The organism is Sedimentibacter sp. MB35-C1 (assembly GCF_030913635.1).
In the GTDB taxonomy this organism is placed as follows: domain Bacteria; phylum Bacillota; class Clostridia; order Tissierellales; family Sedimentibacteraceae; genus Sedimentibacter.
The window spans coordinates 2,179,306-2,203,476 of the sequence record NZ_CP133188.1; the positions used below are offsets into that span (position 1 = coordinate 2,179,306).

18 protein-coding genes and 1 pseudogene are annotated in these 24,171 nt (G+C 35.6%); 15 read left to right on the plus strand and 4 right to left on the minus strand.

Annotated elements, in window-relative coordinates; all coding sequences use genetic code 11:
* Window positions 1–1,698, plus strand: a complete 1,698-nt coding sequence (locus tag RBQ61_RS10420) for a [FeFe] hydrogenase, group A (protein ID WP_308137263.1) — start codon at window positions 1–3, stop codon at window positions 1,696–1,698.
* 158 nt (window positions 1,699–1,856) lie between these two features.
* Here RBQ61_RS10420 and RBQ61_RS10425 read toward each other — a convergent pair whose 3' ends face one another.
* Window positions 1,857–3,614 (minus strand): NFACT family protein, encoded by a 1,758-nt coding sequence (locus tag RBQ61_RS10425; RefSeq protein WP_308137264.1) that lies wholly within the window; start codon window positions 3,612–3,614, stop codon window positions 1,857–1,859.
* 238 nt (window positions 3,615–3,852) lie between these two features.
* Between RBQ61_RS10425 and RBQ61_RS10430 the strand changes: the two genes are divergently transcribed.
* From RBQ61_RS10430 to RBQ61_RS10490, 13 genes and pseudogenes are all read left to right on the plus strand, one after another.
* A complete protein-coding gene (locus tag RBQ61_RS10430; RefSeq protein ID WP_308137265.1) occupies window positions 3,853–4,740 on the plus strand; it encodes a YicC/YloC family endoribonuclease in 888 nt (295 codons plus the stop codon).
* 10 nt (window positions 4,741–4,750) lie between these two features.
* The gene (locus RBQ61_RS10435) at window positions 4,751–5,008 is read left to right on the plus strand and encodes a DUF370 domain-containing protein (RefSeq protein ID WP_213924649.1); all 258 of its coding nucleotides are present in this window, start codon (window positions 4,751–4,753) and stop codon (window positions 5,006–5,008) included.
* Between the two features lie 12 nt (window positions 5,009–5,020).
* The gene (gmk, locus tag RBQ61_RS10440) at window positions 5,021–5,626 is read left to right on the plus strand and encodes a guanylate kinase (protein WP_308137266.1); all 606 of its coding nucleotides are present in this window, start codon (window positions 5,021–5,023) and stop codon (window positions 5,624–5,626) included.
* A 1-nt stretch (window position 5,627) separates the two neighbouring features.
* On the plus strand, window positions 5,628–5,960 hold the full coding sequence (gene rpoZ, locus RBQ61_RS17660) for a DNA-directed RNA polymerase subunit omega (RefSeq protein WP_374049881.1): 333 nt from the start codon (window positions 5,628–5,630) through the stop codon (window positions 5,958–5,960).
* 134 nt (window positions 5,961–6,094) lie between these two features.
* A complete protein-coding gene (locus tag RBQ61_RS10450) occupies window positions 6,095–10,921 on the plus strand; it encodes an Ig-like domain-containing alpha-2-macroglobulin family protein (RefSeq protein WP_308137267.1) in 4,827 nt (1,608 codons plus the stop codon).
* A 14-nt stretch (window positions 10,922–10,935) separates the two neighbouring features.
* Window positions 10,936–11,820, plus strand: a complete 885-nt coding sequence (amrB, locus tag RBQ61_RS10455) for an AmmeMemoRadiSam system protein B (RefSeq protein WP_308137268.1) — start codon at window positions 10,936–10,938, stop codon at window positions 11,818–11,820.
* A 132-nt stretch (window positions 11,821–11,952) separates the two neighbouring features.
* The gene (gene priA / locus RBQ61_RS10460) at window positions 11,953–14,370 is read left to right on the plus strand and encodes a primosomal protein N' (RefSeq protein ID WP_308137269.1); all 2,418 of its coding nucleotides are present in this window, start codon (window positions 11,953–11,955) and stop codon (window positions 14,368–14,370) included.
* 15 nt (window positions 14,371–14,385) lie between these two features.
* Window positions 14,386–14,829: a peptide deformylase gene (gene def / locus RBQ61_RS10465; RefSeq protein ID WP_308137270.1), complete on the plus strand. Its 444-nt coding sequence runs from the start codon at window positions 14,386–14,388 to the stop codon at window positions 14,827–14,829.
* 12 nt (window positions 14,830–14,841) lie between these two features.
* Window positions 14,842–15,768 (plus strand): methionyl-tRNA formyltransferase, encoded by a 927-nt coding sequence (fmt, locus tag RBQ61_RS10470; protein WP_308137271.1) that lies wholly within the window; start codon window positions 14,842–14,844, stop codon window positions 15,766–15,768.
* Between the two features lie 148 nt (window positions 15,769–15,916).
* Window positions 15,917–16,441 (plus strand): DNA topology modulation protein, encoded by a 525-nt coding sequence (locus RBQ61_RS10475; RefSeq protein ID WP_308137272.1) that lies wholly within the window; start codon window positions 15,917–15,919, stop codon window positions 16,439–16,441.
* Window positions 16,442–16,528: 87 nt separating this feature from the next.
* The gene (locus RBQ61_RS10480) at window positions 16,529–17,242 is read left to right on the plus strand and encodes a DUF434 domain-containing protein (RefSeq protein ID WP_308137273.1); all 714 of its coding nucleotides are present in this window, start codon (window positions 16,529–16,531) and stop codon (window positions 17,240–17,242) included.
* A gap of 45 nt (window positions 17,243–17,287) precedes the next feature.
* Window positions 17,288–17,734, plus strand: a pseudogene (msrB, locus tag RBQ61_RS10485) (peptide-methionine (R)-S-oxide reductase MsrB); the annotation flags it as partial.
* A 256-nt stretch (window positions 17,735–17,990) separates the two neighbouring features.
* On the plus strand, window positions 17,991–18,935 hold the full coding sequence (locus RBQ61_RS10490; protein WP_308137274.1) for a radical SAM protein: 945 nt from the start codon (window positions 17,991–17,993) through the stop codon (window positions 18,933–18,935).
* A 79-nt stretch (window positions 18,936–19,014) separates the two neighbouring features.
* Here RBQ61_RS10490 and RBQ61_RS10495 read toward each other — a convergent pair whose 3' ends face one another.
* The 3 genes from RBQ61_RS10495 to RBQ61_RS10505 form a co-directional block, all read right to left on the minus strand.
* Entirely contained in the window at window positions 19,015–20,424 is a 1,410-nt protein-coding gene (locus RBQ61_RS10495; RefSeq protein WP_308137275.1) for a Na+/H+ antiporter NhaC family protein, read from the minus strand.
* Between the two features lie 7 nt (window positions 20,425–20,431).
* Entirely contained in the window at window positions 20,432–21,601 is a 1,170-nt protein-coding gene (locus tag RBQ61_RS10500) for an alanine dehydrogenase (RefSeq protein ID WP_308137276.1), read from the minus strand.
* A gap of 184 nt (window positions 21,602–21,785) precedes the next feature.
* Complete coding sequence (locus RBQ61_RS10505; protein ID WP_308137277.1) at window positions 21,786–23,216, minus strand: sigma-54-dependent Fis family transcriptional regulator; 1,431 nt, start codon at window positions 23,214–23,216, stop codon at window positions 21,786–21,788.
* Between the two features lie 252 nt (window positions 23,217–23,468).
* Here RBQ61_RS10505 and RBQ61_RS10510 point away from each other — a divergent pair, with 252 nt between their 5' ends.
* Window positions 23,469–24,155, plus strand: coding sequence for a hypothetical protein (locus RBQ61_RS10510; protein ID WP_308137278.1), 687 nt, complete (start codon window positions 23,469–23,471; stop codon window positions 24,153–24,155).
* Window positions 24,156–24,171: the final 16 nt, after the last annotated feature.

The following is a 24,171-nucleotide window of genomic DNA, read 5'->3' on the forward strand; positions in this document are numbered from 1 at the left end:
ATGGGCGGAATAATGATTATCGACGGAAGAAAAGTGACGTATACTAATCAAAAAAATATTTTGAGTGTAATAAGAGATTCAGGAATTGATTTGCCTACCTTTTGCTATCATTCGGAACTGAGTATATACGGTGCCTGCAGGATGTGCTCTGTTGAAACGTCCAAGGGTGAAATAATAGCATCTTGCTCAGAGCCTCCGAAGGACGGTATGGAAATATATACGAATTCTCCTAGAATACGCAGGTACAGAAAAATGATTTTAGAGCTTTTGCTTTCCAATCATGATAAGGACTGTACAACCTGTGAGCGTACAGGTAAATGCCAGCTTCAAAAATTGTCCAAAAGGTATGGGATGAATCGAAACAGATTCAAGCAACTGTCACAAAATAATCATATAGATAATTCCAGCCCAAGCATTGTAAGAAATCCTAACAAATGCATTAAATGCGGCGATTGCGTGATGGTATGCGAGGAAATTCAGGGGATAGGTGCGCTTGGCTTTGTAAATAGAGGTTCGGATGTAATTATACAGCCTGCATTTAATAAAAAACTTGCGGAGACTAACTGTGTAAACTGCGGACAATGCCGTATCGTTTGTCCTACGGGAGCTATTACAATAAAAAATGAAACAGAAAAATTATGGGATGCTCTGTATGATAAATGTAAAAGAGTCATAGTGCAGATTGCGCCGGCTGTAAGAGTTGCATTAAGTGAAGAATTTGGTCAGAAACCAGGGCATGTATCTACAGGCAAAATTGTAGCACTTCTTAAAAAGCTCGGAGCAGAAGAGGTTTTTGACACCACATTGTCAGCGGATTTAACGGTTATTGAAGAAAGCAACGAATTTCTCGAGAGATATTCAAAAGGGGAAAATCTGCCTCTATTTACTTCCTGCTGTCCCGGGTGGGTAAAATTTGCGGAAAACAGGTATCCAGAGCTTAAAAATAATATTTCCAGCTGTAAATCGCCTCAGCAAATGTTTGGAACTGTTCTTAGGGAATATTACAAATCTAAAGATGCAGAGGATGGTAGAGATACGTTTATTGTATCCATTATGCCGTGTACAGCAAAAAAAGCAGAAGCTGCAAGGCCTGAGTTTTCCCACGACGGTGTTAGGGAGGTTGATCTTGTCATAACAACTCAAGAGCTTGCAATAATGATAAAAGAAATCGGCATTAAGTTTGATGAAATAGAGGAAGAGGCAATGGATATGCCTTTTGGAACAGGCTCTGGTGCAGGAGTTATTTTTGGAACTACAGGGGGTGTAACCGAAGCAGTGTTGCGCAAAGTGCTGAAAAATAAATTCGGCAAAGAAGATTGTGAAATTATTTATGGCAGTGTGCGTGGGCTTGAATCTGTTAAGGAGGCAAATGTAACTGTTGATGGAAACGAGTTTAGTATAGCCGTGGTACATGGATTGAAAAATGCCGACAATCTAATCAAGCAGATTAAAAGCGGTGAAAAACAGTATGATTTGATTGAGATAATGGCTTGCAACGGAGGCTGCATTGCAGGAGGAGGTCAACCTACTCCAAAACTTATAACCAGAGAAACAAGGATTTTGAGAGCTAAAGGTCTCTATAGCATTGATAAAACTAATCTTATTAAAAATTCTGAGGACAATTATATTGCTAAAAATATTTTTGATACTGTTATGAAGGATAAAAGACATATGCTTCACGTAAATAATCACAATTAAAGTATTCCTGCAATAGGCTGATTTTGCAACAAGGTTTTATAAAAAGCGCATTCGGAAGTAGATGCTGATATGGATTAGTTCTTCAAGAAAATAAAAAACGCTGCGGATTGCTAGATGTCCGCAACGTTTTTATTTTACTCTATGTTTTAAGATTTTATTTAGTTATTATTTGACTTGATTTCTGTTATGTCAGGCTTAACAAGCATCGAGTAGTTTGTATCATAAATTACAAAACCCGGTTTTGCATTTGGCGGTTTTTTTACATTTGATTTCTTTGTGTAGTCAATCTCCACGGCTCCGGAGTTTCTTCCTTTGCTATAATAGGCAGCAATTTGGGCAGCTTCAACATATTCGTTGTCAGTAAGCTCGTCTCCATTTGTTTTTATTATTACATGAGAACCGGGCATGTTTTTGGCATGGAACCAGTAATCATCTTTTTTACCTACTTTGAAAGTAAGGGTGTCATTTTGAATGTTGTTTTTTCCAACCAAAATTTCATGTCCGCCTGACGATATATACGCAGTAAATTCAGGTTTATATTCTTTTTGCTTTTTTACTTTTGATTTCTTTTTCATTATTCCTTCAGCAATTAATTCATTATATATCTCATCCAAATCATCGGTTGTTTCGCACGATTCTATGGAATAAAGAATATTTTCAAGGTATCGAATTTCGTTTAAGGATGATTCTATCAGCTTTTGAAGCTCTTCTACAGCATGTTTAAGCTTATTGTAACGCTTGAAAAACTTTTGGCTGTTCATAGATAAATTAAGTTTTGGGTCCAATGGGATAGTAATTTCTCTTTGTTCCGGGTCGTAATAATTTATAACGGTAAGCTTGTTTTTTTCGGGTTTTCTGTGCAGATTTGCCAGTATCAGCTCTCCGTATATTTTATATTTTTCACGATCTTCAGCATTTAATAATTCATTTCTTTGTTTTTCAACCTTTTTTTTGATTCTGTCTATTTTTGTATTCATGCTTTTAATCAAGCTTGAAACTCGCTGGTTAATTTTGTTCTTGTTGTCCTTCTCATAGAAATAGTCGTCCAAAAGGTTTCCGGGATTATCGTAATGCTTTTTATCGCAAGATTTTAAATACTCAACATCCAAGCAATAAAAATAAGTTTGGTTTAAAGACTTATCTAAATAAATGTTAAATGAGAAGTTGTTCGACTTAACTTTGTTTATGATAAAATTAAAAGCATTCCACAGATTTCTTTTCTGATCTGAAGTAAGTTCGCCAATGTAAGTACTTTCATTTAAATTTGCCAAATGACAAACTTCTCTGCTAATGAACGGACTGAGTCCTATAAATGTTTTATAGAAAAAATTATAGATTAACAAACCTGAATTTGATTCGTTCAGCGCATCAGCAAAAGTATCTTCTGAAATTTCCAGGGTAGGTTTTTTATCCTGTTCGGGCGGTATAACGTACTTTATTCCCGGATATATCTGGCGTACCGAGCTTACATTTTCTGCAACTCTTTTTATTGAATCGATTATTAGGGAAGTATCAGAATTTATAAAAATAATATTGCTGTGCTTGCCCATTATTTCAATTATTAAGGATTTATGTACTGTTGTATCAAGTTCATCCTTGCATTCAAAGGTAAGTTCAAGTATTCGGTCAAAATTTATCTGATGCACATTGGTTATGCGGGCTCCAATGAGATGCTTTCTCAATAGCATGCAAAACATTGGAGGCTGGTCAGGATTTTTCCTCGTTATATTAGTAATATGCAGGCGAGGGTTGCTGCTTGCCGATGTCATCAGAAGCTTGTAATTTTCACCGTTGTTTCTTATGTGTATAACTATTTCATTTTTATCAGGCTGGTAGATTTTATCTACACGCCCTCCTATTAGTTTTTTATATAAATCATTTTTTATGCTGTTTAAAAAAATTCCGTCCAGTGACATTTAAAAACCTCCGTTCTATTGTATATTGTACCTTAAAAAACTTTTTATGTCATTGAAATATTTTATTTTTTGTTTACTATTTGATTTTTAATGTTATAATAAATATCATATATTCCAGTTATTTGAAAAACTGCGGCGTATGTTTTAATAAAAGATAATAAATCTTTTGATTTTGCATCATATTGATAAAGTTATTTAATAAAACAGCACATTAAGAAAAAAATTTTGGGAGAAAAAAATGGCGAATATATTAAGCATGACCGGTTATGGCAAAGGCGAGCACAATGATGGGAAACGAGTTATAACGGCGGAAATAAAAACCATAAACAACAGATATTGCGATATCAGCGTCAAAACACCTAGACATTTACGCTTTTTCGAGGATAATATAAGAAAAATCTTGAAAAACAGCATTCAAAGGGGTAGAATAGATGTATATATAAGCATAGACTATTTAAGTGAATCTGATACTGTAATAGTTCCTAACCTTTGTCTTGCCAAGCAATACAAAGATGCTATCGACGAAATAAAGAATGAACTGAATATCAGCAGCAATGTTTCACTGGACACCATTATAAGGTTTCAGGATGTTCTTATGGCAAAAGAAGATACGGATGATGAAGAGGAGCTTAAAACATGTGTTGAAGCGGCGATGAACAATGCAGTGAAAAATCTTATTGCAATGAGAGCTGCCGAAGGCAAGCAGCTTGAAGCCGATATCAGATCAAGCATGGAGAAAATACTTTTGCTAATGGAAGAAATTTCGAAAAATTCTCTGACAGTGGTTGAGGACTACAAAGTTAAATTTGAAGCAAGGATAAAAGAGCTTCTCGGAAATAGCCATGAGCTTGATGAAAACAGGCTTTATAATGAAATCGTAATTTATGCTGACAAAAGTGATATCAATGAAGAAATTGTTAGATTTAAGTCTCATATGTGTCAGCTGGGCGATGTGCTGGAGACCGGCGGAACAATAGGAAGGAAATTGGATTTCATTATTCAGGAGTCAAACAGAGAAATTAACACGATCGGATCTAAAATAGGAAGACTTGAAATAATTCAAATTGTCGTAGAGATAAAAAACCTACTGGAAAAAATCAGAGAGCAAGTACAAAATATAGAATAGGAGAAGTTATATGGCAGGTAACACTATAAACATTGGGTTTGGGAATATAGCATTATCTAATAGAATTATAGCAATTGTAAGTCCCGAATCAGCGCCCATAAAACGTGTCATACAAGAAACAAGAGAAAAGGGAAAGCTTATTGATGCTACATATGGCAGAAAGACAAGAGCAGTTATAATAACCGACTGTGAATACGTAATATTATCGGCTATTCAGCCTGATACGATGGCACAGAGATTTGAACATAACAACCACAATATTAAGTAAAGAGGTGCATGAATGGACAGCGGATTATTAGTGGTAATTTCAGGTCCTTCAGGGGCAGGCAAGGGCACCATATGCAAAAAGCTTAAAGAAGCGATGAAGGATTTAAAAGTCTCGGTGTCGGCCACTACAAGAAAGCCAAGAGAAGGTGAAAAAGAAGGTGTAAGTTATTTTTTTTTGAAAGAGGATGAGTTTGTAAAAAAAATTAATAATGATGAGTTCCTTGAATATGCAAGGGTTTACGGAAATTATTATGGTACACCGAAAAAAGAGGTGTTTAAACAGCTCGAAGAAGGAAATGATATTATACTAGAGATAGATATACAAGGGGCTCTACAGGTCAAAAAAAATTACCCTAGAGGAGTTTTCGTATTTATACTGCCTCCCTCACTAAAAGAACTTAAGCACAGAATTGAAGGAAGAGGTACGGATTCAAAGGAAGTAATATTTAAAAGAATGCAGTGTGCATGTGATGAATTAAATTATGCTTTTGAATATGATTATGTCGTTTTAAATGATGAGGTTGAATCGGCAGTTGACAAAATTAAATGCATCATTAATGCAGAAAAAAATCGAGCTATAAGGAAAAAATCGATTATAAACAAAATCAGAGAGGTATAGTATGAGAAAAATATCAATTGATGAACTGATAGATATGGTGGATAGCAGATATTCTCTTGTTACAATAGTTTCAAAAAGAGCAAGGCAGATTATAGATGGTTCGGAAGCACTGGTAGAAACGAACTCTATAAAGCCGTTGGCTGTTGCAATAGAAGAATTCTATGAGCATAAGTACGATCCGATTTACAATTATGATCAATACATGAAAAATCTTCAGGAATCAAAAGCCAATGAAGAATCTTCAGAAGAATCTGAAGGGCAGTCTGGTGAGGATGATGGAGAGCAGGAAGCTGAAGATGTTCAAGAAACTGAAGAGAATAGGGAAGAACAATAATATAGGCGGACAGCACAAGCTGTCCTTTTTTTTATGCGCGGAGCCATGAAGCATCAAAATCCTATGGCTATTTCCAATTTATTCGTATATAATTAATATATGGAATTTGTATTAATAACAATAGGGAGGCCTTTATGTATAAACGTATTATTTCTTTAATTCTGTGCATGTGTCTGTTGATAACAGCATGCTCCGGGAAAAACAAACCTGTAAATGAACCTGCAGTAGAAAATGGTGAAACACCTGTTGAGTCAACTGAAGATATGTACGAACTGACTGCACTTAAATCTGACGATCAGGGTATCGATACAGAATCGGGGTTTCAACTGACGTCAAAAAAGGACATAAATGAAAAATATATAAAAGAAAACCTTAATATATTGCCTGAAGAAAATTACAAAGTTGATAAGATATCTTCAACAGTATACAACATTCTGCCGTTGTCCAAGCTTGAAAATAACAAGGTGTACCAGGTTAAAATCAGCGATATCGGCTACGATTATTCGTGGGCGTTTCAGACGAAGAAAAAATTTGAGATTGAAAGCACCCTTCCCGAGGATAAAAGTACTTATGTTCCTTTAAACTCAGGGATAGAGCTGTATTTCTCAATGAATAATTTCACAGATATAGAAGATTTTTTTGAAATGAGCCCAAAGGTTGAAGGAAGTTTCATAAAGAATGACAGCTCTATTATATTCGTACCTGAACAGATGGAAAAAAGCACAATTTACACGGTAACTGTTAAAAAAGGATTTGGACTTGCAGACGGAAGCGAGTCTTTGGGTGAGGACTATGTTTTTTCATTTAAAACACAGTCTGACGGAGAACCTCGTTTTTGCTTTGAAAGACCTATTATAAATATTTACAAAGACAACCCTAAAATAATTGATGCATATGTGGGTGATGAAGACAAAGAAAAAGAATTTAATATAAACATATATCAATATAAAGGCGCAGATGAATTTGCAGAAGATGTTTATAGCTTTGCAGAAACGGGAAATTATCCTAAGGACAAATCCGAAAAAAAGATGTCACTGATGCAATCAGTAAAACAGAGTCCTTATATGGTGGATTCGGTGTATTATTACAGAAATGCATTTTTCGAACTGCCTGACGACTTGGAAAAGGGTTACTACCTGCTTGAGTTTAGCTCGGTAGAAGCAGACAGTAAGCAGTATCTTTTCATGCAAATAAACGACATGCTTATTTATAATGCCATATTTAATAATCAATTTATGGTATTTGCCTGCGACGGAAATTCAAGTAAAGAAATCGAGAATGCAAATGTTATATTAAATGGGAAATCTATAGGCATGACTGATGAAAAAGGGGTGCTTGTTTTTGAAACAGATGCTACAAAGCTTAAATCAATGAAGCTCCGAGTAGCATCGAAGGGCTTGAATGACTTTATTTATGCTGAAAGTCTTTTCATTGGCAATTATTATTATAGAAGCATGTATAACCAGAACAAGTATTTTATGTATATGGACACGGACAGAAGTGTGTACATGCCTGATGATACCGTGAATGTATGGGGATTTGCAAAACTGAGAAATAACAAGTCGTTAAATAAAGTAAAGCTTGAATTGGTGGATGAAAGAACTAAATTGGTTTTGGATACCAAGTATGTAAATCTGACAAATATAGGAACTTACGAAGCTAAATTTGACTTAAATAATGTTACTTCTGAATATTTAGTAATAGAAGCATATGACAATAATCAACTGATTTCCAGAGAATATATTTCAGTTCAAAAATATACGAAACCTTTGTACAGATTAAAAGGAATGGTTGACAGGGAATATGCATTTAGCGGAGAAAAGATAAACTATAAAGTAAATGCAGAATTTTTCAACGGTCCGCCAGTACCGAACATAGAGCTTAATTTCAATGCATTTAGATATTATGGATATAAGACTGAATACGAAGGAATGGAACAGATTCTGAAGCTTAATGAAAATGGGGAATGTTCATTTGATGTAAATACGGATGTAAGAAGCAAAAACTGGAGACCGGCTACAATATATTTGGAGAGCTACAATAATGAAGCTGAGGACTCACCAGTGTATTTGAGAGATACTGTTGAAATATTTCCGAAGCATGAGATGCTAGAGGTTGAACAAGATATAAATGATCCTCATTCAGTAGATATATTGCTTCATAAGATGAATATTGAAGGTTACAGCCAAGACAACTACGATTATAAAAGCTTACGTGGAATGCCTTTGGATGGCAGTGTTAATGTAACAGTAACCGAAAGATATTATCAAAAAGTAAAAGTAGGAGAGCAGTATGATTATATTAACAAGGTCAATAAAATAGAATATGATTATAATTTCGTAGAAAATGTTGTGTATTCCGATTATGTGGATGTTCATTCCGGAAAGGCAAATTTTAGAATTCCTGAATTCAAGGAAGATAGGAATTATACTGTAACAGCCTACTATGATGATGTAAATGGTGGGATCGAGGAGGAAGTTTATTTAAGAAGTCAAGGATATCATTATTATGATTATTATGAATTGAGCGGAGATATAGGAGATAAATTTCGACTTAATGATACTGCAAATATTCAACTGACATATGGTAATGAAAATGTTGAGAACATTGAAAAAGATAATTTGTTTGCAGTATTCATGAGAAACGGACTTGTTGATTATTCTGTATCAGAGAATACAGATATGAAAGTTAAATTTGATGAGGATTTTATTCCTAACGTATATATTAACGGTATTTATGTAAAAAATGGATATATGTATCCCATTGCAGATTATGACGTGCTGTATTACGATAACACGGAGAGAGAATTAAAGTTAGATATAAAAACAGATAAGGAAAGATATGAACCCGGCGAGGAGGTTACATTGAAAATAAATGCTTCGGATGAATATGGCAGGCCATGCAGAGCAGATGTGAACATAAGCGTGGTTGATGAAGCATACTTCGCCATGTTTCCTAAGGACGTCTATACTCTTAATGCGTTGTACTCGTATTCTTGGAGCGACGGTCTAATTAGAAGCTATGTTTCAAATATAGATTTGAGCGAAGAAAAACCACAAGCCGAAAAGGGCGGAGGCGGAGGAGAAGACGGTATCTTCCGGGATGAATTTGAAGATACCAACTTTTTTAAGACAGTAACTACGGACAGTAAGGGTAATGCGGAGGTTAAATTCAAACTTGCCGACAATCTGACTTCATGGCGAATTACATATCAGGGAATTTCCGATAAGCTTTATGCCGGAAGTGGTACAAAGAACATAACTGTCAGCCTTCCATTCTATGTTGATATGATAATGGGAAGCGAATATCTTTTGGATGATAAAATCAGCTCGGCTTTTAGAGTGTTCGGTACAGATATCAAGGACGGTGATGAGGTTGAATATGAAATTACCGTTATAGACAAGGATACAAAGAAAGAAACTGCTTATGCGGCAGCAGGATATGCCGGTGATTACACCAGCATTGAGCTTGGCAAGCTTGACGAGGGACAGTATGATATATATGCCAAAGCTAAATGTGGCGGAAACCAGGATGGAATACGCGAGGAATTCAGCGTAGTTGATTCTGCTGTTTACTTTAACAATACCAACTATTACCGCCTCAGTGACAGCACAGTGCTTGATAATGTATATTCGCACGCTGTAATTACTCTGTTCAATGAAAGTACATCAGATTTCTATAATAGCTTGAGAGATATATCATTTTCAGATGGAAATAGAATAGATCAAACAGTGTGCTCAATGCTGGCAACTGAATATATAAACAGATATTTTGATATGGATTTGTACTTCGACGAGGAAAAAATGCTTAATGAAATAAGCAAGTATGAGACGGAATCAGGAGGTATCAAACTGTTTCCATATTCATCTTCTGATGCTCAACTTACAGCAAAGCTGGTTCACACTTTGAATAGTGACTATAAAGAAAGTAAAATGAAGCTGTATTTTAATAATATATTAAAGGAAGAAGAGTACAGCTCAGATACAGCTGCAGCTTTGTGGGGACTGAGTAAGTACAAGGAACCCGTGCTTCTTGCAGTGCGTAGTCTTCTGGAATCAGAAGAGCTTGGAATCAGAGATAAAATTTATCTGTATCTGGCGCTGGCAGAGCTTGGAGATAATGAGACGGCAAAAAAATATTACAGAGAGATAACATTAAATTTAGAAGAATCCGGAGACTACTTGTATTACGGAAACGGTGAAAGTGACCTGGATAATTACGAAATTACCGCACTTCTGGCAGTATTGGGATGCAAGGTTCACGATTACGATACATCAGACAGACTGTTTAAATACATATATAATGAACCGTCAATCTATACCCTTAGCAATATGGAGCAGCTGATATATATAATGGACAGGGATATTGCACAGCTTGACGAAGTGAAGGATTTATTTGGAGAGGTGACTGTCTCTTCAAACGGTGAAAATAAAAAATACAAACTGAAACTGTTTGACAGAGAAAGCTTTGCCGTAAAAAAGGATGATATAGGCGATGTCAGGTTCAGCAATATAAGAGGAAGTATAGCGTGCAAAGTAGATGCTTTGGGGAATATGGATGATCTGGAAAAGAATAAAACCGATGATTTTTCTATTTCAGTTGATTATACTAATGCGAAAACATATGAAAAGCAGACAGATTTTAATCAATCTGATATAGTAAAAGTAACTATTGCACCGATAATGAGCGCTGATATTGAAAGAGGATATTATGAAATTACATACATCGTTCCTGCCGGATTCAGATATATGGAGGGCTACAAGGACTCATCCTACGGAAATCAAAACGGTCAGAAGCTTACGTTTCAATATTATTACAGCAAAAAATATCATGACAGAGATATAGTGTTCTATATTCAGGCGGTACAAAAGGGAAAGTATACTGTTGATTATGCCGTAATCAAGGAATATCTCGAAAACAGGCTGAATTATATCGAAAAATCATCATTGGCCATTAATTAAGAGGCAGGTATAAAATGCGTGTAAAGAAATGTTTCGCTGTTTCAATAGTATTAATTGTTGCTTTAATAATATTGATTACGGGAAAAATCAACATCGAAGGAAACAATGATAATATTTATTATCGAAGAGCTGAAAATCTGAAGTGCATATATTATGACGAAAAGTACTTCATAAATATAAAGAATTTTGAAACAAAGGTCAATGCTGGCAGTATACGGGGATGTATACTGCCGCACCATTTGACTGCCAAGGATTTAATTCATGAAGTGTTTCAAAATATTGTAAATAACAAATACGAAACTGTGGTTTTAATCGGACCAGACCACGAAAGTGCTGATGCGGGCAAGACTTTTACAACACTAAAAAACTGGCAGACCCCATTTGGAGTTCTTAAAACAGATAAAAAAATTACAGTAGAACTTTTGAAAAATGATTTTATAGAAGAAAATGATTATAAATTAACTTCTGAGCATTCTATTTCCGGTATAATTCCATTTGTGAAATATTACTTAGGAGATGCTCAAGTGGTATCACTTGCCGTAACGAAGCAGATAAAGAAAAAAGATATAGAACGTATGGTTCAGTATATTTGCGAAAATGTTGATATAGACAAGACGATTTTTATTGCATCCGTGGACTTTTCCCATTATCTTGATTTGGATAGTGCAAACAGAATGGATTCAATAACTATGGAGGCCATAGAAAGGCGAGACATTAATAAAATTATGACATTTTCAAATGATAACCTGGATTCACCGCCAAGCATAGCTGTGATTTTGAAAATCATGAACAGTTTAGGAGCAGAAAATACTTGCATGCTTAATCACAGCAATACGGAATTGGTTGTTAAAAAAAGGATGGAAGAGACAACCAGTTACCTGACATACCTATTTTATTGAGCATTCTATTTGTGCAATAAAAACAAATTAAAGGTTTTAAAAGTTAATATATATGATATAATAAAATGCAAAAACAATGATCGGCAGGCTACTTTAAACGACATCGTTAACTAATAACATCTTGGAGTATTTATGTATAACTACTTTGTTCAGGTTATTTTAAACAACAATTCAAAAAGCACCGACAGACTTTTTACCTATGCTGTTCCGGAGAAATATGAAAATATAGTTCAAACAGGAAAGAGGGTAAAGGTAAGTTTCGGAAGAAACAAGCACATGATTGATGCGCTGGTAGTATCAGTGGAAAATTCATGCGATTTACCTGAGGAAAAGCTTAAAGAAATAATGGACGTATTGGACGATGAAGCAGTCGTTAGCGATGAAATGATTAAATTGTCATTTTGGATGAGAGAAAGATATATATGTAAGTACTCTGACAGTATAAGGCTTATGATTCCGTCAATGATACAATATAAGCATAATATCAGGCTCAAGATTATGGACTCATGCCCTGATCAGTCAGAATTAAGTGAAAAAGAGAACGAACTGCTTAAAATAATAAAGTCAGGTGTTTCCGAATTGGACAAATTAAAAAAGGCGTATGGGGGATATGACGTCTATAGCGTGATTGATAGCCTGAAGCAAAAAAATGCAGTTAAGGAAGTAAGCAGCGAGAGAATAGGTGCAAAAAGTGCATATGAAAAGTATGTGTTTCTTGCTGAGGATAAGGAGCTAGAAGAATATAACATAAATAAGACGGAAAATCAGATTAAGGTAATAGAATATCTTAAAAAAAATGATAAAGTCAGTTTTAAGAGGCTATCATCGGAACTTGGCGTATCATCAGCTGTAATTACGAATTTGATTAAGAAAAACATATTGAATGAAGAATTCATACTGTATAATCAGGATAATGACAGAAAGGCCTACAAAGGCTTATGTCTCAATGAAGAGCAGCAAAATGCCTGTGACGAAATTATTTCGTCAGAAGATAAGGTGTTTTTGCTTCACGGTGTAACCGGCAGCGGTAAAACAGAAGTATATATGAATATAATAGAGCATTACATAAATGAAAATAAGCAGTCTATTATGCTGGTCCCGGAAATATCACTTACAGCTCAGACTATTGATAGATTTGAAAAAAGATTTGGAAACAAAATAGCAGTATTTCATTCTAAGCTGACTAAGAAGGAAAAATTCATACAGTGGTATAAGGTATATAACCACGAGGTTGATGTTGTTATAGGGGCACGTTCGGCGATTTTTGCACCCATTAAAAATCTGGGTGTAATAGTAATCGACGAAGAGCATGAAGACAGCTATATTTCATCTACATCACCAAAATATGATACAAAAGAGGTTGCAATAAAAATGTCCCACGAACTGGGAGGAAAAGTAATCCTCGGTTCGGCAACCCCCTCTATAAATACGTACTATATGGCGAGAAAAGGGCAGATTAAAAAAATTGATTTGAAAAAACGTGTAAATAATCAAATGCCTGATATTAAAATTATAGATATGAGCAGTGAACTTGACAAGGGTAACAATACCATAATAAGCGAGGAACTGTATATAAGTATTAAAGAATCCCTCAAAAATCACGAACAGGTAATATTGTTTTTAAACAAGCGTGGATACTCCGGGTTTGTGTCATGCAAGAAGTGCGGCTATGTTGCAAGATGCGACCGCTGTGATGTTTCCATGACCTACCATGTAAGAGGCAATATGCTGAAATGCCATTACTGCGGAAGAACAAAAAAGATGTTATTTAAATGCCCAAAATGCGGCAGTGAAAAAATTGAGCAGTTCAGCGCAGGAACCCAGCATGTAGAGAAGCTGATCAAACAGCTGTTCCCTAAGGCTGTAACTGAACGTATGGACTTTGATTCAATGACAGGCAAAGATTCCTACGAAAATATTTACAGAGAATTTAAAAAAGGAAAGATAGATATTTTAATCGGAACGCAAATGCTTGCAAAAGGTTTTGATTTTCCGGAGGTTACAACGGTTGGAGTTTTGTCTGCCGATGCAATTTTGAACCTACCTTTTTATAATTCCAGCGAGAAGACGTTCCAGCTCATAACCCAGGTCAGCGGAAGAGCTGGAAGAGGAAGCAAAAAAGGAAAAGTATTTGTGCAGACATATGAGCCTGAAAATTACATAATAAATGCGGCAAAGGACAATAACTATGATTTTTTTATAAATCAAGAGCTTAAATTAAGAAAAGAATTTGCATTTCCGCCATTTATTAATATAATAAATATATGCTTGATATCAAAAAATGAAGAGTTGGTTAATAAAACCGCCTTTGAGAAATATGAAGAAATTAAAGAGTCTGTTAAGCATATGGTTGAAGGAAGAAGCCTGCTTTTATACAGACCAGTACCGCATTCGATTTACAAGGTAAACAATGAGTATAGAATAAACCTGTTTATGAAAGCTTCCAATAATGCGCTTCACGAGCTGAGGAAGATACTTCGCAGAGTTTACATGGAAAAGGATATTGAAAATATCAGAGTAAGTATAAATGTAAATACAGATACAATTTAGATAGTAGGAGGATTTATGGCATTAAGAAATTTAAGATATGAAGGCGATGAAATATTAAGAAAGAAAAGCAAGGAGATAGGTGCAGTTGATGACAGAATAAAGACACTTCTTGATGACATGCTGGAAACAATGTATGAAAATGACGGAGTGGGACTTGCAGCGCCTCAGGTTGGAATTTTGAAGCGAGCTGTTGTAATAGATGTAGATGACGGCAATGTATACAAAATGATTAATCCAAAGATAATAAAGAAATCTGGAGAGCAGCTGGGGCAGGAAGGTTGTCTCAGTGTGCCTGAAAAGAAGGGCAATGTGAACAGACCTATGAATGTAACAGTTGAATATACAGATGATAGCGGAAAACCGGTCACATTGAAAGCAGAGGGTATTCTGGCAAGGGCAATATGCCATGAGGTCGATCACTTGGATGGAATATTGTTTATAGACAGAGTAAAAAAATAAATAGGTGGTAAGATGAAAATAATTTTTATGGGAACTCCGGAATTTGCAGTTCCGACGCTAAAACTGCTTTATGAAAAGCATGAGGTAGCTTTGGTTGTAACTCAGCCTGATAAACCATATGGCAGAGGGAAAAAACTAAAAAAATCCGAAGTTAAGGAAGAAGCTGAAAAGTTAGGCTTAGCTGTTTTTCAGCCCAATAAAATCAAAGATAAAGAAAATATTGAAATACTTAAATCACATAATCCGGATGCAATTGTAGTTGTTGCGTACGGACAGATACTAAGCAGGGAGATATTGGAGCTTCCTAAGTACGGATGCATCAACGTTCATGCTTCTCTGCTGCCGAAACTAAGAGGTGCTGCTCCCCTAAATTGGGCTATAATCAACGGAGAAACAAAGACAGGTGTAACCACCATGAAAATGGATATTGGGCTTGATACAGGAGATATGCTGTTAAAAGCGGAAACTCACGTAGATGAAGATATGAATGTGGGTGTTCTTCATGATATTTTAATGCATAAGGGAGCAGATCTTTTAATTGAAACAATAGATAAGCTGGAAAAAAATGATATAATTCCTGAAAAGCAGGACGATTCACTTTCTGATTACGCGCCTATGTTTAACAACGAAAACCGCAGGATAAACTGGAATTCAGGCGCAAAGAATATTCACGATCTTGTAAGAGGACTGTCCCCATGGCCTGCCGCATATTTTACGATGGAAGAAAAGAAGGTAAAGGTATATGAAACAAAATATACCCAAGAAAAATCAAATCATGAACCGGGATATGTAATAAAGTCTGAAAGTGAAGGCATATATGTAGCTACTGCCGACGGGGTTGTAATATTGAAAGAAATACAGATGCCCGGAAAGAAGAAAATGAAAACCGACGCATACTTGAGAGGAAACAAATTTCCAGAGCATGTTGTTCTGAATTGAATATTGTAATGCAAACAGAGAGTAGATGTATTCATTTATTCTCTGTTTTTATAATGAGTCTTATGCTGGGTATTCTTGACAAATTGATGGGATATTGCATAAAAATATGATACAATATAGCAAAGAAATTTGTTTTGAGGGAGCAAATATGAAAATTGCGATTATCGGATACAGCGGATCTGGCAAATCAACTTTAGCAGGATTTTTGGGAAAAGTTTACAGAAGTCCTGTGCTGTACATGGACACTATTCAATTTGAGGCGGGATGGAAAGAACGAGATGAAGAAGCTGCCGTTAAATTGGTTAAGGATTTTTTGGATAGCAATAATAGCTGGATTGTTGACGGAAATTATACGAAGTTATTAAGAGAGCGGAGAATGGAAGAGGCAGATATGATTGTTTACATGAACTTCTCAAGAATCACATGCTTGCTTCAGGCATTTATCAGATACATGAGATACAAGGGAAAAGTAAGAGAAAGCATGGCGGAAGGATGTGACGAAAAGCTCGACTTTGAGTTTTTGAAATGGATTTTGCGTGATGGTAGGTCAAAAGCAAAGAAAAAGCAATATGCCGATACTATTAACAAATACAGACAAAAGGTTGTTATATTAAAAAACAGAAGAGAGACAGAAATTTTTTGTAATAGATTTAAAAAATTACCCGCAGCTTAGCATGCATATATGGCAAATATTATTGGGTATAATAGTTTAATATATGATGGCGAGATATATCTATAATAAAGAAAGCAGGGGATTATATTGACTTCTAAAATAAAAAGAAGAGGATTTGATCCTGAGGATGTTAAGAGCTTTTCGGAAGAAAATGTTGAAAAGCTTAGAACTGCTCAGGAAGAAGTTCAGTGGCTTTTGGAAAGAGGTTATAAAATAAAGCCGGTTATAGGGTTGATAGGAAATCACTATCTCCTTACAGCAAGGGCGAGAACAGCTCTTCAAAGAACTACTTCAACAAGAGCTCAGTATGAAATGAGAAAGTCCTCAATGCTTCCTTGGCGTCAAGCAAGGGATGGCTGCTTATTTATTGACGGGTTTAACCTAATTATAACATTAGAGGTTGCACTGTCTGGAAGCGTTGTACTTCTCGGCAGAGACGGAGTGCTCAGAGATTTGGCAGGATTGAGAGGAACATACAAGGTAATCGACAAGACGGAGAAGGCTTTAGAGCTCATAGGCCGGGAGTTAAATGAACTTGAGGTGCCTGAGGTTAAATTTTATCTGGATTCGCCTGTGTCAAATTCAGGGAGGCTTAAAAGCAGGATTGCGGAGTGTTCTGAATCGTGGAATATGCCTGTTGATATAGAGCTTATACCAAATGTTGACGCAGTTTTATCAAAAATGGGAAGAATAGTGACTGGGGATTCAATTTTATTGGATGAGTGTAAAAGTTGGTTTAACTTATCAAAAAAAATTGTGGACGATTACATAAGAGATGCGTGGATTGTCAACCTGGAATAATAATATGCACAATACGAAGGGAGAAGCATGGACAAGAAAATTGAATTGGGGAAATATAAGAAGCCTTCTAATGAGGAAATAAGGCAAAAACTGACAGATGACCAGTATAATGTAACGCAAAAAAACTACACTGAGCCTCCATTTGACAACGAATATTGGAACAATATGGACAAGGGGATTTATGTAGATGTTGTGACGGGAATACCTCTTTTTATATCCGCAGACAAATTTGAGTCAGGGTGCGGCTGGCCCAGCTTTACAAAGCCAATAGACAAGGAACTGATCGTCTATAAAAGAGACAGGAGTTTTGGAATGGAGAGGACTGAGGTTAGAAGTAGGAACAGTGACTCGCACCTGGGTCATGTATTTAATGACGGACCTATTGAAGACGGAGGATTAAGATATTGTGTTAACAGTGCCGCGCTGAAATTTATACTATTGTCCCAAATGGAAAAGGAGGGCTATGGGGAATTTATTAAATTAATTAAGTGAAATATTGATAATTATGACGTAACATAAAGCATTGAAAATATATAATATAAGCTTATGAAGTACATATTAATTTTTTTAAAGGGGTGAAGTTTTTGAGCGATAAACGAGATAAATACTCAGTACAGTTGAAATAGTCTGCCGGCAGATTGTATTGAGGTTAATTAAGCTATAAAACATGTTGGCAGTTGCAGCTGTACTGAGTTAGTTTGATTTTAAAGATTGATTACACCGTCAAATTAATTAAAAGGAGCACAGTATGCATTGTTATAATAAATATATAAAAACGATTGAAAGACTTGAATTTACAATTACAAACACCTGCACTGGAAAATGCAGACATTGTTCGCAGGGAGATTTGCCTGGGAACAAAAAAATTGATGAAGATAAAGCAGTAGAAGCATTGAAGGATATTGCGTCTTGTTATAATGTTAAGTCAATAATGACATTTGGAGGAGAGGCGTTATTGTATCCTGAAATTGTATGCGCTATTCATAAAAAAGCTAGTGAATATAATATACCTAACCGACAGCTCATTACAAACGGATGTTTTTCAAAAAATGAAGAACGTATTGTTGAAGTTGCAAAAAAATTAAATGATTCCGGTGTCAATGATATTTTATTGTCTGTAGACTGCTTCCACGCTGAATTTCTTCCGCTAAAACTGGTGTACTGTTTTGCGCGGGCATTGTGTGAAAATTATGGTGGAAGATTAAGATTGCAGCCGACATGGGTAAAAGATAAGTCAGATGATAATATTTATAATACTAGGACAAAGGAATGCCTTGCATTTTTTGATGAGCTTCATATTGAAAGAAATGATGGAGACAGCATGTTTCCGTCAGGGAATGCTGTAAAGTATCTTTCGGAATATTTTGATAAGAAGCCGCTGAATATGAATTTTAAATGCGGAGACGAGCTGTATACAACACGTCTCGATATGGTAAGTGAATTGTCGGTTGATTACAACGGAGATGTCTTTGCCTGCAGTTTTCCTATCGGTAATATTATGGACAGCAGTATCCTAGAGATAATTAGTGAATACAATCCATATAAAAATATGTATACAAAGGCATTGCTGGAACGCGGCATATCCGGTATGATTAGGGTCGCAAAAAATAACGGTGTTGCCATTGATGTTTCAGATTATTATTCACCTTGCGAAGTATGCAGGGCTATATCAGGTGCTACAGGGAAAAATTAAAATATAACTAGTTACATACAAAACCCGGAAGTGGTGCTTCCGGGTTTTGTTAATATTTGTTTTATGAAAAAACCTGACATTATATGCTTGTGAATCCTATTATTAAGTAGGCGATTATGGCAATACTGCCGCATATAAGGGCATATGGCAACTGTGTTTTAACATGGTCGATATGATCTGCAGCAGCTCCTGTAGATGCGAGTATGGTAGTATCGGAAAGAGGCGAACAGTGATCGCCGAAAACTCCTCCTCCTGCTACGGCAGCAAAGCATGACATGACTAATACTGTTACTTCTCCTCCCGTGAAATTAAATGCAAGAGGAAGGGCGATAGGCATACATATGGCAAATGTTCCCCAGGAACTTCCCGTTGCAAATGCCATAATAGACGCAATTAAAAATATGATGCAGGGAAGAAGCTGAGGACTTAAGAATCCTTCACTGACAGAAATTATATAGTTTGCGGTTCCCATTGTCTTGCTGAGAGCATTGATGGAATATGCTAAAGCCAGTATAATTATGGCTGGGACAGCACCCTTTATTCCATCTGTAACAGTTCCCATGATGACATTGAACGGAACACCCTGAATAAACATGCTTATTCCCATAAATATCATTACAAACAGAAATGCTTCCATTGTTTTGGCAGATTTCAATTTTATATAGGTACCTATGGCAATTGCCATAATCATTACAACAGGAAGTATAAAATTCAGAAATACTCTTTCCTTTATACCTTCATAGGGTTCCATTTCTGTAAGTTCTCTTCCAATTAGCGGATTGGCGCCGTCTCTTAAGACTTTTCCTTCATTAATTGCCCTTTCTTCAGCCTTTTTCATAGGACCGAAATCTTTAATTATACCTGAGGAAATTAGTCCTACAAATGCTATTGTTATCAGTGCATAAAAGTTAAACGGCATGGCACCGATGAACAGTTCCATGGCATCCTCCTGAGTAGCAATTGCTCCAATACCGATTGCCAGCCCGCTCAAGTAGGCAGCCCATCCGGTTATAGGAACAAGTACACTTACGGGAGCTGCTCCGGAATCGGCAATATAAGACAGCTTTTCTCTGGATATTTTTGCCTTGTCGGAAATGTTTCTCATGGTAGTACCTACAAATAAAGGACTGAAAGAATCGCTGAAATATACGAAGACACCTAATATCCACGCAACAAGTTGAATGGATTTTCTGCTTAAATTTTTATTCTGAATATACTGTGAAAATCCTTGAATAGCACCTGTTTTTCGGAAAAATGCAACCAATATGGCTATAAATGTATTTAAGAGCATAACCCACGAAAAACTGGTTGTTCCTAAACTTGTTTTGAGCAGAGTTGGAAAACCCATAAGCCCCTGGCCTGCAAGCAATACTCCTACAATACATGCAAATGCCAATGAAACGACTGTGTTTCTTGTTGCGAATGACAATACTATTGCCAAAAGCGAGGGTACAATTGATATTATTCCCATGTTTACTACTTCTTCCATATTTACATTAACCTCCTATACTCAATTTATTATTTGATCTTGTAATTGTAGCCGGCGGTGCCGGATCAAGTTTTTCATTTGAAATGTTAAGTACTTCCTCCGGAGATATCCACGGTCTGTTTTGCAGAGCGCTGGTTTCCTCATGAGTAAGGTATCCTTTATAAGTAGTCATGCTTCTTCTAAGAAATCCATCCTTGATACAGGCCTTTTCTATTCCATTATTCAGTATGCTTCTGATATGGGGAAGCACTGAAGCAGCATAAGCAACTGAGGTAGAGTTTGCAATGGCTCCCGGAATATTACTTACACAATAATGTACTACTCCCTCTTCGATATATCTTGGATTTTCGTGAGTCGTTTCTCTAAAGGTTTCTATCACTCCATAGTCATTACTTATATCTACAATAACCGAACCTTTCTGCATAGATTTTACCATTTCTCTGTCAATTAAAAATTCCTTGCTGCCTTTTGGCCATTTAACGCAGTTAATAACAAGGTCCATATCAGGCAGGAGCTTTTTAATATTGTACTTTGTTGATATCTGAGTATTTACCTTTTCGCTGTACATTTTACCTATTTCACGAAGGGTTGCAATATTTACATCCATAACTGTTACCCATGCTCCCAGAGATTGAAGAACCTGAAGCGAATTTTTTCCTACTATACCGCCTCCAAGTATCAGTACCTTTATACCAGGAGCTCCGGCAAGTCCGCTTACAAATTTACCTTTACCTCCGTTAATAGATAAAAGCGATTCGAGTCCCATAAGCGCTCCTTGTTTTCCGGCGGCTTCGCAATTAGGAGAGCCATATCTGTGAGAATCCTCTGCCGTAAACGAGATAACTTTTTTATCAAGCAATGCCTGAACCTCTTCTTTGTGGGCTGCAGGATGTATGCAAGTAAATATTACTTGATTTTCTTTCAAAAGTCCATATTCCATCGGTTCTATTTCTTTAACCTTTGCAACCAAATCGGATTTTTGGTATATTTCCTCCATGGTATCAACCATTTCAGCTCCTACATCTTCATATTCCTCATCACAAAAACCTGCTCCTGTACCTGCGTTTCTCTGCACAAGCACTTTATGTCCGTCTTCAACTATAGTCGCAACCTCTGATGGCGTGGCTATTACTCTGCATTCTCCCTGTTTTATGTCTTTCAATACGCCAAAAATCAAAATTTTTGCCTCCTTAAAAAGTATTTTAATTATTAGTTCAGCAATAAGCATGCCAACAATATAATTATTTAATTTTTTTATAAACTGTTAAATTTCAACGTAAGAAGCTTTTGGGGATTTTAGATAAAAATAATCGCAATAAAAAACGCCCATAAATGAGCGTTGTGCACATCATTTTTGGGCGCTATATAATGCCGTATTTTTTTATTTTTCTTTGCAATGTCTGCCTCGGGACATTTAAAATGCCTGCAGCTTTTGTAATATTAAAGCTTGTGCTTTCCAAAACATTTTCAATTATTGACTTTTCATATTGATTAACCATATCTGTTAGTGGTTCTATTTTTGTATGTTCATTTATATGCAAATTCATAAGCTGATTATATTTAGGTTCTATATCGGCAAATCTCAATGTTTCTTCCGAAGAGTCTACCATGCTGAGGCCATATATAACGATATTCTCCAGTTCTCTAACATTTCCCGGCCACTCATATTCTTCAAGTTTCTTGTACAAATTGTTTGTTACATACTTAATCTTTTTTTTGAAGACACTGTTATATTTTGAAATAATATAATTTGTCAGCAGAGGTATATCATCTTTTCTGTCTTTTAGAGGCGGAATATTGAAGCTTATGGCACTTAGTCTGTAATAAATATCCTTTCTGAGGGAGCCATCCTCAATAGCCTTTGCGGGGTCCTTGTTAATAGCTGCTATAATTTTTATATTCACAGTTTTTTCTTCTTTAGAGCCTATTCTGCGGAATGTTTTGTCCTGCAGTACTCGCAGCAGTTTGGACTGAAGGTGCTGAGGCATAGAGTTTATTTCGTCCAAAAAAATAGTACCTCCATCGGCAAGTTCCAAAAGTCCGGTATTATCAACTGCTCCCGTAAACGCCCCTTTTGCGGTTCCGAACAATATGCTTTCCAAAAGATTATCAGGTATGGCCGCGCAATTCTGAACAATAAAAGGATTATTTTTACGGTCACTTTCATTGTGAATAGCATGGGCAAAAAGTTCTTTTCCAGTTCCAGTTTCACCATATATTAAAGTAGGCAAATTGCATCCGGCAGCTACTTTAATATATCTTTTTAACTCTTTCATTTTTTGATTGTTAGATATTATATCTTCTGTGAAGTGGTATGCTCTGTTGACATGGACTTCCAGCTTGTCAACAGTGTTATTTCCAAATGTAGCGGCATCCATCATTGATTTTTGATGCTTCTCATACATATTCGAATCGATTTCAATATTGTCCCCGTGTTTATCTTCAAATTCGCTTACAGACAGGTCTATCGCACCTACAATCTTGTTACTTGACTTTATTGGAATAGATAGTGAAGTAATCTGTATTGAAGGCATTCCCTTAGCTTTAAGCTGTTGGTTTTCTACATAAAAAGGAACGCCATGAATCATTGACTGATATGTAGAACTGTTGCTTTCATCAAGGCCTTCATAAATATCAAGAAATTTCTTCCCTACAACTTCATAATTTTCATCTGCATCAGAGTTGAGCTTATTATTAAATTTTGCAGTAAAAAGAATCTCCCCATTTAGGTCAATTATTGTTATTCCGTCAATATATCTCCTATTATTAAATATATTTTTCATAAGTTCCATAGTACTACCTCTATACACATTTATATTTATATGAATACAAAAAAATGCTCTATCGGGCTTTTTATTTTCAACAGTTTCATTTTACCTTATTTTTACCTTTTTGTCTGTCTAATTTTTAAATTAACATTATATGGAATAATTTTTTTGATATAAATAAATATTCCATATTGTGCCAGCTTAACATTAGTGTTATAATTAAACAATTTATAATTGAATATTCATAGTAATTATTACTTATGAGGGGGTAAAATTGTGGATTTATTATACACGCGTCCTGGTATGGATGAGGTAAAGACAAGGAAGGATATTGTTTATAAGGGCAGTGACGGAGCAGTTTTAAAATTTGATATCTATTATTCAAATAATTCTAAGATTTCTGATATTCCAACTGTTGCTTTAATTCATGGGAGCTCTTCAATTAAAAGCATTAAGGATGTTCAACTTTTTCAATCATGGGGTAAGGTGTTAGCGGCATCAGGATTTAATGCTGTTGTTTTTAATTGGAGACCAGAAGATAACCCGCAGGATATAAAAGATTTTGTAAATTTTATCAGTAATAATTACAATGATTTGATGCTTAATATCAACAATATAAATTTTCTTGCGTTTTCTTCAGGAGTAGAAATCGGTGTTAAAAACGTTATTGAAATAAATACAGGATTTATAAATAAAATAGTAGTTTATTATGGCAAAATAGATGAGAGCATTATTAAAATTATGGATCCTGAAAGATTACCTAAATTTTTAATTGTAATGGGTTATTTGGATGATATATATAGTCCTAACTGTAATGATTATTTCATTAAAGAAGCGAAAAATTTAGGTTGTGAAGTAGAATTCAACATGCACCCGGAAGGGGAGCACGGGTTTGATGCATTTAACGAAGGAGAAAAAACCAGTAAAATTATTGAAGATACTATTAGATTTATAAGCAAGTAAATATATAAATAATTAA

Excerpts from the sequence above, each read along its gene's own strand:
- RBQ61_RS10420 (WP_308137263.1), top strand. The coding sequence starts at position 1 with ATGGGCGGAATAATGATTATCGACGGAAGAAAAGTGACGTATACTAAT.
- RBQ61_RS10425 (WP_308137264.1), bottom strand. The coding sequence starts at position 3,614 with ATGTCACTGGACGGAATTTTTTTAAACAGCATAAAAAATGATTTATAT.
- RBQ61_RS10430 (WP_308137265.1), top strand. The coding sequence starts at position 3,853 with ATGGCGAATATATTAAGCATGACCGGTTATGGCAAAGGCGAGCACAAT.
- RBQ61_RS10435 (WP_213924649.1), top strand. The coding sequence starts at position 4,751 with ATGGCAGGTAACACTATAAACATTGGGTTTGGGAATATAGCATTATCT.
- gmk (WP_308137266.1), top strand. The coding sequence starts at position 5,021 with ATGGACAGCGGATTATTAGTGGTAATTTCAGGTCCTTCAGGGGCAGGC.
- rpoZ (WP_374049881.1), top strand. The coding sequence starts at position 5,628 with ATGAGAAAAATATCAATTGATGAACTGATAGATATGGTGGATAGCAGA.
- RBQ61_RS10450 (WP_308137267.1), top strand. The coding sequence starts at position 6,095 with ATGTATAAACGTATTATTTCTTTAATTCTGTGCATGTGTCTGTTGATA.
- amrB (WP_308137268.1), top strand. The coding sequence starts at position 10,936 with ATGCGTGTAAAGAAATGTTTCGCTGTTTCAATAGTATTAATTGTTGCT.
- priA (WP_308137269.1), top strand. The coding sequence starts at position 11,953 with ATGTATAACTACTTTGTTCAGGTTATTTTAAACAACAATTCAAAAAGC.
- def (WP_308137270.1), top strand. The coding sequence starts at position 14,386 with ATGGCATTAAGAAATTTAAGATATGAAGGCGATGAAATATTAAGAAAG.
- fmt (WP_308137271.1), top strand. The coding sequence starts at position 14,842 with ATGAAAATAATTTTTATGGGAACTCCGGAATTTGCAGTTCCGACGCTA.
- RBQ61_RS10475 (WP_308137272.1), top strand. The coding sequence starts at position 15,917 with ATGAAAATTGCGATTATCGGATACAGCGGATCTGGCAAATCAACTTTA.
- RBQ61_RS10490 (WP_308137274.1), top strand. The coding sequence starts at position 17,991 with ATGCATTGTTATAATAAATATATAAAAACGATTGAAAGACTTGAATTT.
- RBQ61_RS10495 (WP_308137275.1), bottom strand. The coding sequence starts at position 20,424 with ATGGAAGAAGTAGTAAACATGGGAATAATATCAATTGTACCCTCGCTT.
- RBQ61_RS10505 (WP_308137277.1), bottom strand. The coding sequence starts at position 23,216 with ATGGAACTTATGAAAAATATATTTAATAATAGGAGATATATTGACGGA.